A 14,927-nucleotide genomic window follows, 5' to 3' on the forward strand; every position below is an offset into this window, starting at 1 on the left:
CGTTTATTGATGAACCTTGTACGCATTAAAAACCCCACTCAACCATTGTTGAGCGGGGTTTTTTAGGCTTAGCGATTAACGGCTTACATCAATCAGCCCGCTTGCGCCGTTTTGTTACCACCGCCATGTAGCTTGCGCTGCATCACGAACAGCACGATACCAATCGCAAGGCCAATAACGTCAGTGTAGATACCGCCGTAGATCAAGAACATCGCCCCCACCAGCATGAGCACGCGCTGTAAGGCGTTAACCGGCCCAAAGAACCACGCCTGCACCATTCCAGAGAGCAGAACAATGCCCAGGGTTGCGGTAACCCCGACGCGGAGGATCTGCATGGCGGAGCCTTCCATCAGCATGGCCGGGCTGTAGAAGAACATAAACGGCACGATAAAGGCGGCCAAACCAATTTTGAAAGAGGCCACCGAGGTGCCCATGGGGTTGTCGCCAGAGATACCGGCGGCTGCATAGGAGGCTAAGGCAACGGGCGGGGTAATCGCTGAGACGACCGCAAAGTAGAATACGAAGAAGTGAGCAATCAGCGGCTCAATGCCGATATTGATCAAGCCTGGCGCGACCACTGAAGCGGCCACCGCGTAGGCAGCGGTGGTGGGCATGCCCATACCGAGTAGGATACTAATCAGCATGGCGAACACCAGTGCCAATAGTTGGCTCACGCCCGCTAAGCCAAGTAGCAGCGACGAGAAGCGCGCGCCCACACCGGTCAGCGAGATAACCCCGACGATTAGGCCCGCACAGGCACACACGGCGATAATTTGAATCGACATGGTGCCCGCTATCTGCAGCGCTTTAAGAATCGCACGAAATCCCATTTTATTGGGTGACAGCCAACTGACCACAGCGGCTGACGCCGTCGCCAAGGTACCGGCGCGAATCACCGAATAGCCCATAAACAGCGCGACAATCAGGATAATAATCGGCGCAAATAGGTAGACCTGTTTGACCAGCTTCGAGAACAGCGGGATCTCATCTTTGCGCATACCGCGCATGCCTTTACGGGCGGCTTCAAAGTCGACCATAAAGTAGATAGAGGCAAAGTAGAGAATCGCCGGAATGACCGCGGCAAGGGCAATCTCGGTGTACGGAATACCGGTCACTTCTGCCATGATGAACGCACCCGCGCCCATAATCGGCGGCATGATTTGCCCACCGGTTGAGGCGGCTGCCTCAATGGCACCCGCGCTACGTGCGGGGTAGCCGACTTTCTTCATCAACGGAATGGTCAGTGAGCCGGTGGAAACCACGTTACCTGCCGAGGTACCGTTAATCATACCCATCAAGCCAGAGGCAAAAATGGCCACCTTGGCGGGGCCACCACGGGCACGGCCTGCTGCAGCAAAGGCGAAGTTTACGAAGTAATCGCCGACTTTAGAGGCCTGCAGGAAAGCAGCAAAAATAATGAACAGAATAATATAGGTCGATGACACTGCGGTGGTGGGGCCGAGGATACCGGCGTCCGTGTACACCTGACTAAAGAAGCGCTGTAGTGACAGCCCCGGATAACCTAAAAAGCCTGGCAAATAAGGGCCAGCGAATACGTAGGTCAGGAAAACTGCAGAAATAACCACCAGAGCCAGACCGGCTACCCGGCGGGTGAGCTCCAGAATCAGCAGGGAGCCCGCAATAGCTGCCCAGGAGATGCCTGATGGTGCGAAAGAGGTACCCGTCGACATACGGATATTGGTGTTGTATGCCACTAGTAAATAGCCAGCGCTAGCCAGCGCACAGACCATCAGCACCAAATCAGCAGGATTAAAGCGATGCCGCGCCTGACGATAAAACCATGACAATACAATGGCACCCGCCGTCGTTGCCATGAGCGGATAGCCGTAGTGCCAGTTTTCAATACTCGGGTCGATGCGCATCGCTTCGCCGCTAAGCGTTTGATGCATTAAAAAGACTTGCGCTAGGGTATAGGCGGCAGGAATCAGTAGCGCGTAGCTCACCCACTTAATCCAGGCGCCGGATGCCTGGTGGTCGTCGTCGGCGAAACGTGCGCCAGCAAATAGTCCGTATCCTAGAATAAGCGCACCGGCAATATGCACGATACGAAACGACCAGGTTTCCATCGGATACACGTTGAGGGAAATCAGATGGAAACTTGAGTAAGCGATCGCTAATGCCGCAAATAGCAGGAACTGCCAGCCGGTAAATAGGCGGCGATTGGGTTCAACAACGTCTTCATCGACACCATCGGCAATGGATTCGGGTATCGCTGACGCCGCGTGGGCATCGTCCTTGAGGCCATTGGGGTCTTGGTCGGTTTTGTGACTCATTAGAGTTCACCCTCACAGCAAAAGCAGACAAAGGGGGAGTAGCAGCGAAAGCTGCCCCGCCCGGCGAGGCCGGAAACGGGGCAGCCAGAACGGTGAAGATTGCTTAGTTGATCATGTCATCAGCAATTTCATAGCCGTTCTCTTCGTACCAGCGTGCAGCGCCGGGGTGAAACGGCAGCACGGTGTTGTGCTTGATGTTTTCTGGAATGGTGGTTTCAGCACTGCGGTGTACTGAACGCATACGGTCATTGTTTTCCATGGTGGCCTTGGTGACTTCGTAAACGAAATCTTCCGGCAGGTCGCAGCCAGCGATAGCAAAGTTCCACATGGAGACAGCGCGAGCGTCCTCTTCCAGCGTGGTGTAGGTATTGGCTGGAATCATGAACTCAGCAACGGGGAAGTTTTCCAGCACCGTGGCCAGCTCTTCTTCGTTAAATTCGATGATATTGACGTCGGTCTGTACTTCCAACTGGCTAACGGCGGGGATCGGGATGCCCGCAGCGAAGGCGACGACATCAAGCAGACCATCTTGCAACTGACCGCCCAGGTCTGACCAGCCGCCGTTACGGCGATCGAAGTTAACGCCTAGGGTTTCTAAAATGGCTGGGAAGTAGGTGTCGGAGGTTGAGGCCGCCGGGCCAAAACCAATACGTGCGCCATCAGGAATATCGGAAATTGTCTCGATGCCGCTATCGGCAAGCGCGGTAATCGAGAACGGCGTTTCGTACATGGGGAACATGGCGCAAACGTTATCCATCTTCATGCCCGGCGCCAGCGGGCTTTCGCCTTTAACGGCGTCTGAAGCGGGGCCCATGGTGGTTAAGCCAAATGCCATGTCGCCTGTGTGCACGAGCGCCAGGTTTTGAGTCGGGCCGCCGGTGACTTCACCGCCGCCAGATACGCCTAACTCATCGGCAATAAAGTTCGCCCAGCCTGAACCGTAAACGAAGTAGGTGCCGCCTTGGCTAGCGGTGCCAACCGTGAAGTTGTCGGGCCACCCGGAACGGTCTTGAGCCTGGGCGCTGCTGGCCGCTGCGACAAGCAGGGCGCTGCTGGCGAGGAGTGTGAACGTTTTAGGCATATGTTTGCGCATGGCGAAAATTCCTAGCTGTTATTGGGGTTATATACTGGTGGCTTCTATTAATACCGCCAGTCGATACTGCATTGAGCAGGTATGCCTGTATATAACAGCGATAGTCGTGCCATTTAAAATTTAGAACTTTAAAATCAGTTGTTTGTAATTTTTTTATTCAACTTTGGTGGAAAGCGTTAAACGCCGAAGTGTCCGGGTGTTCGCACGATGGTGGCTTCGGGGTGTGCGGATAACCGCACACAAATTGTATTTTTCGTTCGCTATCGGTTTTGGGGCGTGGGGCGGTTGGGGGTTAACGTGAGGGTTTACCGGGATCCAGAATACGTACAGGCTGGACATCCTGCTGCTTCTGATCTTCGCGTACTTGATTGACTCGGGTTGCCATTTCGGTAAGCGCGTCTTCCTCAATGGGTAGTTGCTCGAAGAAATCGCAGCTGACGCACTCCCGATAGCGAATACCGTTTTGCTCCCAGGCGCGGATACGATCCATTGCCGCGCAGCGCGGGCAGGTGACACCGGCAATAAAGCGTTTAACCGTTGACATTACAAACTCCTAGCGCGCAGCGCCCAAGGCGCTGCGCATGGAAAAAGCGTGTTTAAAAATGCCTTAAGCGGCGCGGATGCCGCTATGGCGCAAGAGTGGTTCGACGCTCGGCTCACGGCCACGAAAGGCGATAAACAGGTCAGCGGCGTCGCGGGCGCCGCCCTGCTCAAGAATTTCACGGCGAAAGCGCTGTCCCGTTTCAGGGTCAAAGATACCGGCCTCTTCAAAGGCACTCCAGGCATCTGCCGAGAGCACTTCCGCCCACTTGTAGCTGTAGTAGCCGGCAGCGTAGCCACCCGCAAATACGTGTCCAAAGCTATTTTGGAAGCGGTTAAAAGAGACTTTAGGCAGTACAGAGACCGCTGCGCGCACCTCATCTAACAAGGCTTGCACGTCGCTGGCGCTGGGGGCGCTAAGCTCATGGTGCAGACGCAGATCGAAGAGTGAGAATTCAATTTGACGCATCATGCCCATGGCTGACTGGAAATTCTTGGCCGCCTGGAGTCGCTCAAGCAGCTCTGCTGGCAGCGGTTCACCGCTATCTACGTGCTTGGCAAGTAGGTCTAGCCCTTCACGTTCCCAGCAGTAGTTCTCCATAAATTGGCTGGGCAGCTCGACGGCATCCCAGGCGACGCCGTTAATGCCGGAAATATCGGCGATCTGCTGCTGGGTCAGCATATGGTGCAGGCCATGGCCGAACTCATGAAACAGGGTGGTGACTTCATCGTGGGTGAGTAGTGCCGGCCGGCCACTTACCGGGGCAGTGAAGTTGCAGGTAAGGAAGGCGACCGGTAGTTGCAGGCCCTGGTCGGTTTGGCGGCGTACTCGGCAGTCGGCCATCCAGGCGCCACCGCGCTTCCCTTCGCGGGCGTAGAGGTCGAGATAAAAACCGGCAATCGACTGGCCATTTTCGGTGATACGGAAATAACGCACGTCATCATGGTAGCGGGGCGCCTGGGTATCTTCTTCAAAGCGTAATCCATATAGGCGTTCAACGACCTGAAACAGGCCATCGACCACCTGGGGGGCCGGAAAATAGGGGCGTAACTGCTCTTGGGAGATAGAGTGGCGCGCTTCGCGTAGTTTTTCACTGGCATAGGCAACATCCCACGGCTCCAGCGTCTCCAGACCGAGTTCCTCGCGGGCATAAGCAGAGAGTTCGGCAAACTCCTCTTTAGCCTGAGGCAGCGCACGGCGGGCTAAGTCGTTGAGAAAATCGAGCACCTGCTCGGGAGAGTCCGCCATCTTGGTCGTGAGAGAGTAATCAGCGTAGGTGGCAAAACCCAGCAGCTGGGCCATTTCACTACGCAGCGCCAGGATCTCTTCCATGATTTCAGCGTTATCGAATTTACCCGCATCGGGGCCTTCATCAGACGCACGGGTAACGAAGGCGGTATACACCTCCCGGCGCAGCTCCCGGTTATCGGCATAGCTAACCACCGGGAAGAAGCTGGGAAAATCCAGGGTAATACGATAGCCCGCAACGCCTTTCGCCTCGGCGGTGGCTTTTAGGGTATCAAGAGCGCTCTCCGGCACCCCCGCTAACGTCTCTTGGCTATCGATATCCTTATGCCATGCCTGGGTAGCATCCAGCACGTTATTGGAGAACTGATTCGACAGCAGTGAGAGCCGCGACTGAATCTCGCCGTAGCGGGCTTTCTTATCGGCGGGAAGGTCAACACCGGCCAGGCGGAAATCGCGCAGGGCGTTCTCTACAGTACGCCGCTGGGCGGCATCCAGGTGCTCCCATGCGGGGCCATCTTTCAACGCTTGCCAGCCATGGAACAGACCTTCGTGTTGGCCGACCCAGGTGCCAAAGTCGGAGAGCTTCTCAAGGCATGCCTGGTATGCTTCGCGCATCTCCGGAGAGTTCATGGTGCCATTGAGGTGAGAGACCGGAGACCACGCCTTGGTGAGCCGGTCATTCACCGCTTCAAGCGGCGCTGCAAAATTGCTCCAGCTAGGTGGCGTGGCGGCTGCCTGTTCAGCCAACTGATCAATGGCCGCGCGGCTTTCGCTTAGCAACGTGTCCACGGCAGGCTCCACGTGCTCAGCGCGAATCTGGGCAAAAGGGGGTAGCTCGTGCATTTCAAGCAGCGGATTGGTGGACATGGGTACCTCGATTGGCATCATTTTTAAGCTCGTTAGGGGGCGCAGAACGCGCAACAATAGTGACACAGTGCGGGCGGTTAAGCCGTGTTTCAATAGCTGCTTCACCACTGGGTGTAATGCGACGTTCAATGCGTGACACAATGTTAGGTTTAATCTCAGAGTTTGGCCTGCACGCAAGTGCCTGCTAGTCTTGCCGCCTTTTAATGCCGCCAATGGCAGGAGCATGTGATGAGCGAAACGCTGGAGCGCTGGGGGTCGAAGCGGGCCTTTATCCTGGCAGTGACAGGTGCTGCGGTGGGGTTAGGTAATATTTGGCGCTTCCCTTACGTGGCCGGAGAGAACGGCGGTGCGGCCTTTTTGCTAATTTATGTCGCCTTTGTACTCCTGCTGGGTATTCCCGTGATGATGGCGGAGATACTGATTGGGCGCGCCGGACGGCGGGGGCCGATGCAAGCCTTGGGGGCCTTGGCGGCTGAGGCGGGGGCTTCACCTCACTGGCGCTGGCTGGGCCTTTTCGGTGCTTTTACTGTCTTCTGTATTTTATCGTTCTACTCGGTGGTGTCTGGCTGGTCGATTGAGTTTTTGGTCGCGTCTGTTAACGGTAACTTTAATGGCGCAAGTGCCGCTGAGATTGGCGCTGGCTTTGACGCTTTTTTGGCCAACCCAGGGCTGCTGATCTTTAATCATTCGCTGTTTCTGTTTATGACCATGACCGTGGTGGCGGCAGGCGTTTCCAAGGGGCTTGAGCGGCTCAATAACCTGTTAATGCCACTGCTGTACCTATTGCTGCTGCTATTAGCGGGCTATGCCGCGACCACTGATGGTTTTGCCCCGGCGCTGTCATGGCTGTTCATGCCCTCCTTCGATGCGCTGACTCCGTCAGTGGTGGTGCATGCCATGGGCCATGCGTTCTTTACGCTGGCGGTGGGAGCCTGTGCCTTGATGGCCTATGGCGCTTATATGCCGGAAGAGCAGAGCCTGCCGAAAGCTGCGGTTGCCGTCGCCGTGCTCGATATTAGCGTGGCACTACTGGCGGGGATCGCTATTTTCTCAGTGGTGTTTGCCCAGGGCATGGATCCCACCGACGGCCCAGGGTTAATGTTTGTCACTCTCCCCATTGCGTTCTCTGAGCTGCCTTGGGGCACTGTATGGCTCAGTGTGTTCTTTTTGCTGCTGCTACTGGCGACCTGGACATCGGCCATTAACCTCGCGGAACCGATGGTCGCGACGCTGCAGGGCTTGGGGCTACGGCGCAGTATCTCGACAGCGATTGTGGCTCTCAGCGTCTGGTTGATCGGGCTGCTATCAGCCTTCTCTTTTTCAACGCTGGCGGAGTTCCGGCCGCTATTTGGGCGCAATGTCTTCGAGCTGGTCAGCAGTATACCGCCGGATGTTTTCCTACCCCTGGGCGGGTTGCTGATCGCGATTTTTGCGGCCTGGGTAATGCCCCGTGAGAAGGTGGTGAGCGCGTTAGGTGTGGGTGAAAGTGGTTATTTGGTGTGGCGCAATATCATCCGCTGGGTGTCGATTCCGCTGACCTTTATTGTTCTGTTGGCTGGATTGCTCTAGGGAATTGCTATAGTGAGTTGATCAATGTCTCCGTTTTCCATCCGACATCTCAGGAGCAAGTTATGAGCAGTGCATTACGGTGCTATCAAGGTATGGAGCCCCAATTGGGTGAGCGCGTTTATATTGATCCGGCCAGTGTGGTCATTGGTGATGTGGTGATGGGCGACGACTGCTCCGTGTGGCCGATGACAGTGATCCGTGGCGATATGCACCGCATTCGCATCGGCGCACGTACCAGTGTGCAGGATGGCAGCGTGCTGCATATTACCCATGCCAGTGACTTCAGCCCGGATGGTTTTCCGCTCACCATTGGCGATGATGTCACCATCGGCCATAAAGCGATTCTGCATGGCTGCACCCTGGGAAGCCGGATTCTTGTCGGTATGGGCGCGATTGTGATGGATGGCGCGGTCGTTGAGGACGAGGTGATTATTGCCGCGGGCGCCGTGGTAACGCCGGGTAAGCATTTGGAAAGTGGCTATGTGTATGCCGGTAATCCGGCTAAGGCGCTGCGCCCGCTGAAAGATAAAGAGCGTGCCTTCTTCCCTTACACCGCAGGCAACTACGTTAAATTAAAAGATCGCTTTCTGGCTGAACCCTCGCTTTAGGTGCCTTAGATAAATCAACCCTAAGCGGTTGGCCTAGCAACCTTTTTTCTTTATTAGCCATGTCGCGGACGGCAAAAGTCTGTTAATTTATACAGTTTTCTGTTTTGCAGACTTTGGGATGCCGCGTCATGGCTAATTTTCGCACGCATATTACGGTGGCAGCGGCGGGCGGCATGCTGGTAGCTTACGCAGGCTGGAAAGGCCAATGGTGGCCGCCCTCCCAGGCGGTGGTGATGATTGCGCTGGTCACGTTCGGGGGGATTTTGCCCGATATCGATGCCGATCGATCCCACTCTATCCGCTTGATATTCAATCTTCTTTCGGTGCCCGCTCTGGTGTTGGGCGTCCTGCTGTTACAGCCATGGCTGACGCCGGGGGCGTTGCTGATTGCCTGTGGGGGGATCTACTTCTGTGTGCGCTATTTGGCGGGGGTGCTGTTTTCCCGCTTTACCGTTCACCGCGGTATTTGGCATTCGCTGCTAGCGGGTGGGCTTTGCAGTCTGCTTTCTGCCGCGCTAAGTTTTAATGTACTCAACCAGCCAGCGTGGTTGGCGTGGTCTCACGGTGCTGCCATATTAGTAGGTTTTTTGATTCACTTGGGTTTGGATGAGATATACAGCGTTGACCTTGAAGGCGCGCGGTTCAAGCGCTCCTTTGGTACGGCGCTGAAACTAGGTGACAGTCGGCGGCCAATGTCCAACCTGCTAATGCTTATTGCCACATTAACGTTGATACCCTGGGCGCCTCCTTGGTCTGTCTTGGGTGAGTTGCTGCATCAGGGCTCACTGCTATGGCGGTAGTCGTCGGCATTGAGACCGTGCTTTTTCAGTTTGTCGTAAAAGGTTTTGCGCGGAATACCCAAGTGACGGCAAACGTCGGTTACCCGGCCATGGTAGCGTGACAGTGATTGGCTGATCAGGCTCTTTTCAAAAAGCTCTACCTGGCGTGGCAGGGTAGGTTCTTCTGTGTCGGCATTGACCCCTTCCAGCAGCGCATCCAGGCGGTAATCAAAGGCAGCTCCCAGCAGCACGTAGCGCTCGGCAAGGTTGCGTAGCTCGCGCACGTTGCCGGGCCAGTCATGGGCCAGCAGAGCCGCAATGGCGTGGCTGTCGAGAATCGGTGCTTCCAGCCCACTGCGATTGGCCGCGACCACGGCAAAGTGCTGGAACAGTAAGGGAATATCCTCACGCCGCTCGCGCAGCGCAGGTAGCGGCAGAGTGACCACGTTGAGCCGGTAGTAAAGGTCTTCGCGGAAATGCCCCTCTTCGGAGGCGGTTTTGAGATCCACCTTGGTGGCCGCGATGACGCGGATATCGAGCGGCACGGTTTCATTGGCGCCTAGCCGTTCGACGCTGCGCTCCTGCAGAACCCGCAGCAATTTAACTTGCAGTGCCATGGGCATCGACTCAATCTCATCCAAAAACACCGTGCCACCGTTAGCGTGTTCGAACTTGCCGATGCGCCGCTCTACGGCACCTGTAAAGGCGCCTTTCTCGTGGCCAAACAGCTCGGACTCAATGGTGTTTTCAGGCACCGCGCCGCAGTTAATCGCCATAAAAGGGCTGTTACGGCGCCCGCTGCGCTCGTGAATCGCACGTGCTACCAGGTCTTTGCCGGTACCTGTCTCGCCAAATAGCAGCACATCGGCTTCGACTTGGCTGATGCGCTGAATCATGGCGGCCAGCCGCGAAATGACTGCGGTGCGGCCAACGAGGCGTGGCCCTAGTGCGGCTTGCTGCACCTCCAGCTCGGCTTTTAGGCGATGGTTTTCCAAACTGAGCTGGCGCTTCTCTATGCCTCGGCGCACCACATCCAGCAGTTGATCACCGGCAAACGGCTTTTCGAGAAAATCCCAGGCCCCTGCCCTCATGGCTTCTACGGCCGTGGAAATATCGCCATGGCCAGTGATTAAAATAATCGGCAGAGTGGCGTCGCGGCTATGTAGCTCATGGAGCAGTGCCATACCATCCATCCCCGGCATGCGGATGTCGCTGACGATTACCCCTGGGAAGTCAGGTGTCAATGCCGCCAGCGCTTGTTCTGCTGATTCAAAGCAGTAGGGCGTATAGCCGGCGAGTTCGAGGGTTTGGCTGGCGGTGATCCGCAAGTGCGGTTCGTCGTCGATCACCATGACCGGCAGCGTCGACGGTTCATGCATAATAGGGGCTCTCTTGGTTGTGGGTTAAGGGCGAGTGGGGCAGTGTAATGGTAAAGCTGGCACCGCCATTAGGCTGATTTGCAGCCTGCAGCTTGCCACCTAAATCGTCCATGATACGCGACGAGATCGAGAGCCCCAGGCCTAACCCACTTCCCGGTGCTTTGGTGGTAAAAAAGGGTTCAAAAATATGTCCTAAGTGCTCCTCAGGAATGCCAGGGCCATTATCGCTAACGCTAATAATGACCTGCTGCTGGTGAGGGTGGGCACCTAGCGTCAGTTGTGGGTTGGGTACGCCTTTCATAGCCTGGAGCGCATTGCCGATTAGATTCACCAATACCTGCTCCAGACGCACCAGGTCGCCTTTTACCCATAAGGTTTCTGCAGGCCAATCCTGCACAATGGTGATATTGCCTTCGCGCAGGCGGCTTTGAAATAAGCGCAGGGCGTAGTCGACGCAGGCCTGTACCGAAATAGTCTCCTGGCGCTCGCTGCTCTTACGCGAAAACTGACGCAGCTGGGCACTGATATCCGCCATACGTTCGGTGAGCTCAACAATCTGCTCCAAGTTGGCATCCGCCTTGTCGTGGCGGGCCAGTTCCATAAACCGACGGGCGTTCTCAGCGTAGGCGCGAATAGCCGCCAGTGGCTGATTAAGCTCATGGTTAATACCCGCAGCAAGCTGCCCCAATACTGCAAGTTTGGCCGCTTGAATCAGCTCATCCTGGGTTTGTCGCAAGCTGGCTTCAGCGCGCCGCCGCTCTTCGATTTCATCCGAAAGACGCTGGTTACTGGCCACCAGGTCACGGGTGCGTCGTTCCACGCTGACCTCTAATTCGTCGCGCACGCGGGCCAGGGTGTTGCGTTCACGTTGGGCAAACGCTTCTCGCTCACGGCGCAGCCTCAGGCGTTGCCAGCCAATACCTGCACCGAGAGTGACCACGCCGTAGAGGCCGCCTGCCATTAGTGCGGCAATCCACTGAGCGCTAATCACCGGTGTTAGCGGTTTTAAAATATGCATTTGCCAGCCAAATTCAGGGATATGCCGGGTCAAGCTTAGGTAGTCGCCACCGCTCAGCGGGCCCTGGGAGAAACTGACCAACTGGCTACCCTGGCGGTACGGTGCATTGACTTCAATGCCCGAAGGGGTCAACGGCTCCATTGCGTATCGGCGCGTTGCTCGCAGGCTTTGTCGTTGCTCGTCGGTCAGCGGATAGAGGGCGTTCATGCGCAGCTCGGGGTGGCTGGCCATGAAGATAATGTCGTCACTATCGGTGACAAACAGCTCGGCATCCTGCTCTGCCCAGCTCTCTTCAACATCGTCTAAGAGTACTTTAACCACAAGGACGCCGTCTGGTTGTGCGTCCGGCGAGGTGTCGTCTAGCCACACAGGCGATGAAAAGTAGTAGCCCCGCTCAAGCGACTTGATACCTAAGCCAAAAAAGCGCCCCTGGCCGCCGGCAATGGCATCGGTGTAATAGGAGCGAAAAGCATAATTCTGGCCAATAAAGGTGTTTGGGCGGTGCCAATTACTGGCGGCGATAGTGTCACCATCGCGATTGAGTAAATAGACGTCTGAAACCCCCGCTGTAAAACGGAAGCGATCCAGTAGCATATTGAGCGGCATTGGGTCTTGGCTATCGGGAGAGGCCAAAAAGCGCTGTACGCCTTCCCGAGTGGCCAGCATTTGCGGCAGGTAGTCGAAGCGCAGTAAATAGCCGTTTAAGTTTGCAGCAGAGAGTCGCAACTCGTTTTCGGCATCGTCCTGTAAGTTAGAAAGCGCTTGTTCTCGTGCCAGTTGGGCTGCCTGCCACATACACAATAGCAAGCCAAGCGAAATGACCAGCAGCCATAGGCGTCGCCATCGCAGAGGTAAAGGCGCAGGAACTTGATTATTTACGCCAGCGCTGTTCATGCTGTCGTCTTACTACTGCCCTGAGCGCGGCGGAGGGCTCGCTGAGCCCGTGTCTCTGCGCGAGCCATCTCAAGCAGTCCCTCTTCAACAAATACCAGGTGTTCATGGGCGCGAGCCCGGGCATCCTCCGCGCGACCCTCCAAAATGGCATTGAGCAGGGCGCGGTGCTGTTGCATCAACTGGCTGCGCGATCCCTCCTTGGCGAATAAATGGGCCAAGTTATTTACAATACTCTTCTCTAGCAGATGGAAAATGCCACGAATGGTATGCAGTAGTAGGACATTGTGGGCCGCCTCGGCAATCGCAAGGTGAAACGCCGCATCTAGTTTAGCTTCCTGAGTAGGATCCGCACCTGCAAAGCCGCCATCGAGCTCTTCAAAGCGCTGAATAAGCACGGCCTTATCGGCGGGGGTGGAGCGCAGCGCGGCGTAATAGGCGGATATTCCTTCCATAGCATCACGGAATTCAAGCAAATCTAAGTTAAACTCGTCATGGCGAGAAAGCATTTCCAGCAGTGGATCGGTATAGCCATTACTAAGGTCGTCGTTAACAAAAGTACCGCCGCCCTGGCGGCTGGTTAGTAAGCCGCGGGCGGCTAATTTCTGGATGGCCTCCCGTAACGAGGGGCGCGAGACGCCAAACCGTTCGGCTAATTCACGCTCAGGGGGTAAGCGCTGGCCTGGCTTTAAGCTGCCTTCCAGCATCATGGCTTCTAAGCGCTCAGTAATAACATCGGCCAAGCGCTGTTGGCGGAGCGGTGGGTAGCTCATAGTAAATAGCTCATGTCTAAAAGGCTCTGTAATTGGTAAGACCAATATTAAAAGCTATCGAATCTTTTCTCAAGCGCCTAAGGGCTGATATTTGACAGAGTAGGGTTTAGTTAAGAATGCTGTTAAATAGTGTCTTTAAACTAAAATATGGCGTTTTTAAATGCTCAAATCGTCATCAGTATTTGACACGCTTAGTGTGGCTCACTACTGTTGATGCTGTTTTTTGTAAATTGGTAAAACCAATTTTCCGCTGCGGGCGTCGGTGTATAGTGCGCCCAGTGCATTGGGCTATCAAACAGGGCTATCCATGATCATTTCTGCATCCACGGACTACCGTCAAGCCGCTAAACGTCGTATCCCGCCCTTTCTCTTTCATTATGCCGACGGCGGATCTTACGCGGAGCATACACTGCGTCGTAACGTCGAGGACTTGGCCGGTATCGCGCTGCGTCAACGTGTATTGAAGGATATGTCGTCGCTATCACTTGAGACAGAGTTGTTTGGTGAAACACTTGCCATGCCGATAGCTTTGGCGCCGGTGGGGCTGGCGGGTATGTACGCTAGACGCGGAGAAGTACAGGCGGCGCGGGCGGCTACTAATAAAGGTATACCGTTTACACTATCGACAGTGTCGGTGTGTCCAATCGACGAAGTGGCCTCTGCAGTGGATCGGCCTATCTGGTTTCAGCTTTATGTGTTGAAAGACAGAGGGTTCATGAAGCATGTTCTGGAGCGAGCCAAAGCCGCGGGCGTCAAGACGCTTATCTTTACCGTCGATATGCCCGTGCCGGGGGCGCGTTATCGCGATGCGCATTCAGGTATGAGCGGTAAGCGCGGGCCGATGCGGCGCATGCTTCAAGCAGCGGCACACCCTTTTTGGGCCTGGGATGTCGGTGTTAATGGTCGACCCCATGATTTGGGCAATGTGTCTGACTATCGCGGTAAGCCAACAGAGCTCGAGGATTACATTGCCTGGCTGGGCGATAACTTTGATCCGTCCATCTCTTGGAAAGATCTGGAGTGGATACGCGAGCAGTGGGATGGCCCGATGATCATTAAGGGGATTCTCGACCCTGAAGATGCTCGTGATGCGGTTCGCTTCGGCGCGGATGGTATTGTTGTCTCTAACCATGGTGGTCGGCAGCTTGACGGTGTTCCCTCGACTGCACGTGCTTTGCCTGCTATCGCCGATGCAGTAAAAGGTGACTTGGCAATTCTGGCTGATTCCGGTGTGCGTAGCGGGCTCGATGTTGTGCGTATGGTTGCCATGGGGGCCGATACCGTGCTGCTTGGGCGTGCTTACATATACGCACTGGCTACTGCTGGAGAGGCGGGGGTAGCCCATCTACTCGAGTTGTTCGAAAAAGAGATGCGGGTAGCAATGACGCTGACTGGTGCACGTAGTATCGCCGAGCTTGGGCTGGATTCGCTGGTGCCAGACTCAATACGGGATGTTTGATGGTAGCGTTTGCGCCTCAATTAAGATCAATATTAAAAACCGCTTGCCAACCCATCTTTGAGCCCGTAAAGTACGCATCCGCTGCCGGGGACGCATAGCGTTACCAGCGGTGCATAAGGTGTAAAAGCCTTGGTTAGTCAACGAGTTAGCGGTTTTGGATGTGGTCAGGTTTGCATCGAAAACAACGCCCTTGACAACCGCCAGGAAATGCGTAGAATACGCCTTCCTCGCTGAGGCAAGCCAGTTCAACGGCAGCCCGGTTGCTTTCACAGCAATCTTGCAGCGAAACAGCTCTTTAACAATTTGATCAGGTAATTCATGTGGGCGCTTGCTGATGTTGGTGGCAAATCACCAAATATCAAGGCAGGCGAACACAGCGATACTTTTCGGAGTATCACAGTGAATTCG

11 protein-coding genes are annotated in these 14,927 nt (G+C 55.4%); 4 read left to right on the top strand and 7 right to left on the bottom strand.

Annotation, left to right across the window (positions count from 1 at the left end; all coding sequences use genetic code 11):
• Positions 1 to 92 precede the first annotated feature (92 nt).
• The 4 genes from ACFIOZ_RS00335 to prlC form a co-directional block, all read right to left on the bottom strand.
• Positions 93 to 2,294 carry a TRAP transporter permease gene (locus ACFIOZ_RS00335; protein ID WP_386081473.1) on the bottom strand — a complete coding sequence of 734 codons (2,202 nt, stop codon included), beginning with the start codon at positions 2,292 to 2,294 and terminating at the stop codon, positions 93 to 95.
• 103 nt (positions 2,295 to 2,397) lie between these two features.
• Positions 2,398 to 3,387: a TAXI family TRAP transporter solute-binding subunit gene (locus tag ACFIOZ_RS00340; RefSeq protein ID WP_386081475.1), complete on the bottom strand. Its 990-nt coding sequence runs from the start codon at positions 3,385 to 3,387 to the stop codon at positions 2,398 to 2,400.
• A 292-nt stretch (positions 3,388 to 3,679) separates the two neighbouring features.
• Positions 3,680 to 3,931, bottom strand: coding sequence for a YheV family putative zinc ribbon protein (locus ACFIOZ_RS00345; protein ID WP_386081476.1), 252 nt, complete (start codon positions 3,929 to 3,931; stop codon positions 3,680 to 3,682).
• 63 nt (positions 3,932 to 3,994) lie between these two features.
• Positions 3,995 to 6,043 carry an oligopeptidase A gene (gene prlC / locus ACFIOZ_RS00350; protein WP_386083966.1) on the bottom strand — a complete coding sequence of 683 codons (2,049 nt, stop codon included), beginning with the start codon at positions 6,041 to 6,043 and terminating at the stop codon, positions 3,995 to 3,997.
• Between the two features lie 228 nt (positions 6,044 to 6,271).
• Here prlC and ACFIOZ_RS00355 point away from each other — a divergent pair, with 228 nt between their 5' ends.
• The 3 genes from ACFIOZ_RS00355 (at position 6,272) to ACFIOZ_RS00365 (ending at position 9,020) form a co-directional block, all read left to right on the top strand.
• Complete coding sequence (locus ACFIOZ_RS00355; RefSeq protein WP_386081478.1) at positions 6,272 to 7,612, top strand: sodium-dependent transporter; 1,341 nt, start codon at positions 6,272 to 6,274, stop codon at positions 7,610 to 7,612.
• Between the two features lie 62 nt (positions 7,613 to 7,674).
• A complete protein-coding gene (locus ACFIOZ_RS00360; protein WP_386081480.1) occupies positions 7,675 to 8,220 on the top strand; it encodes a gamma carbonic anhydrase family protein in 546 nt (181 codons plus the stop codon).
• A gap of 128 nt (positions 8,221 to 8,348) precedes the next feature.
• A complete protein-coding gene (locus tag ACFIOZ_RS00365; protein WP_386081481.1) occupies positions 8,349 to 9,020 on the top strand; it encodes a metal-dependent hydrolase in 672 nt (223 codons plus the stop codon).
• Here the strand turns inward: ACFIOZ_RS00365 and ACFIOZ_RS00370 are convergent.
• The 3 genes from ACFIOZ_RS00370 to ACFIOZ_RS00380 are packed head-to-tail and all read right to left on the bottom strand — an operon-like array spanning position 8,996 to position 13,060.
• Positions 8,996 to 10,378: a sigma-54-dependent transcriptional regulator gene (locus tag ACFIOZ_RS00370; RefSeq protein ID WP_386081483.1), complete on the bottom strand. Its 1,383-nt coding sequence runs from the start codon at positions 10,376 to 10,378 to the stop codon at positions 8,996 to 8,998. The two genes, ACFIOZ_RS00365 and ACFIOZ_RS00370, sit on opposite strands and share 25 nt — an antisense overlap.
• Positions 10,371 to 12,290 (bottom strand): sensor histidine kinase, encoded by a 1,920-nt coding sequence (locus ACFIOZ_RS00375; RefSeq protein WP_386081484.1) that lies wholly within the window; start codon positions 12,288 to 12,290, stop codon positions 10,371 to 10,373. The genes ACFIOZ_RS00370 and ACFIOZ_RS00375 overlap by 8 nt, the downstream gene beginning before the upstream one ends.
• Complete coding sequence (locus tag ACFIOZ_RS00380; RefSeq protein ID WP_386081486.1) at positions 12,287 to 13,060, bottom strand: GntR family transcriptional regulator; 774 nt, start codon at positions 13,058 to 13,060, stop codon at positions 12,287 to 12,289. Before ACFIOZ_RS00380 ends, ACFIOZ_RS00375 begins: the two co-directional genes overlap by 4 nt.
• A gap of 307 nt (positions 13,061 to 13,367) precedes the next feature.
• On the opposite strand from ACFIOZ_RS00380, the gene lldD reads away from it, so the two are divergent.
• The gene (gene lldD / locus ACFIOZ_RS00385) at positions 13,368 to 14,519 is read left to right on the top strand and encodes an FMN-dependent L-lactate dehydrogenase LldD (protein ID WP_386081488.1); all 1,152 of its coding nucleotides are present in this window, start codon (positions 13,368 to 13,370) and stop codon (positions 14,517 to 14,519) included.
• The last annotated feature ends 408 nt before the right edge of the window (positions 14,520 to 14,927 follow it).

It is taken from the genome of Vreelandella sp. F11, from assembly GCF_042466685.1.
Classification (GTDB): Bacteria; Pseudomonadota; Gammaproteobacteria; order Pseudomonadales; family Halomonadaceae; genus Vreelandella.

Excerpts from the sequence above, each read along its gene's own strand:
- ACFIOZ_RS00365 (WP_386081481.1), top strand. The coding sequence starts at position 8,349 with ATGGCTAATTTTCGCACGCATATTACGGTGGCAGCGGCGGGCGGCATG.
- ACFIOZ_RS00370 (WP_386081483.1), bottom strand. The coding sequence starts at position 10,378 with ATGCATGAACCGTCGACGCTGCCGGTCATGGTGATCGACGACGAACCG.
- ACFIOZ_RS00375 (WP_386081484.1), bottom strand. The coding sequence starts at position 12,290 with ATGAACAGCGCTGGCGTAAATAATCAAGTTCCTGCGCCTTTACCTCTG.
- prlC (WP_386083966.1), bottom strand. The coding sequence starts at position 6,043 with ATGTCCACCAATCCGCTGCTTGAAATGCACGAGCTACCCCCTTTTGCC.
- ACFIOZ_RS00360 (WP_386081480.1), top strand. The coding sequence starts at position 7,675 with ATGAGCAGTGCATTACGGTGCTATCAAGGTATGGAGCCCCAATTGGGT.
- lldD (WP_386081488.1), top strand. The coding sequence starts at position 13,368 with ATGATCATTTCTGCATCCACGGACTACCGTCAAGCCGCTAAACGTCGT.
- ACFIOZ_RS00380 (WP_386081486.1), bottom strand. The coding sequence starts at position 13,060 with ATGAGCTACCCACCGCTCCGCCAACAGCGCTTGGCCGATGTTATTACT.
- ACFIOZ_RS00355 (WP_386081478.1), top strand. The coding sequence starts at position 6,272 with ATGAGCGAAACGCTGGAGCGCTGGGGGTCGAAGCGGGCCTTTATCCTG.
- ACFIOZ_RS00345 (WP_386081476.1), bottom strand. The coding sequence starts at position 3,931 with ATGTCAACGGTTAAACGCTTTATTGCCGGTGTCACCTGCCCGCGCTGC.
- ACFIOZ_RS00335 (WP_386081473.1), bottom strand. The coding sequence starts at position 2,294 with ATGAGTCACAAAACCGACCAAGACCCCAATGGCCTCAAGGACGATGCC.
- ACFIOZ_RS00340 (WP_386081475.1), bottom strand. The coding sequence starts at position 3,387 with ATGCGCAAACATATGCCTAAAACGTTCACACTCCTCGCCAGCAGCGCC.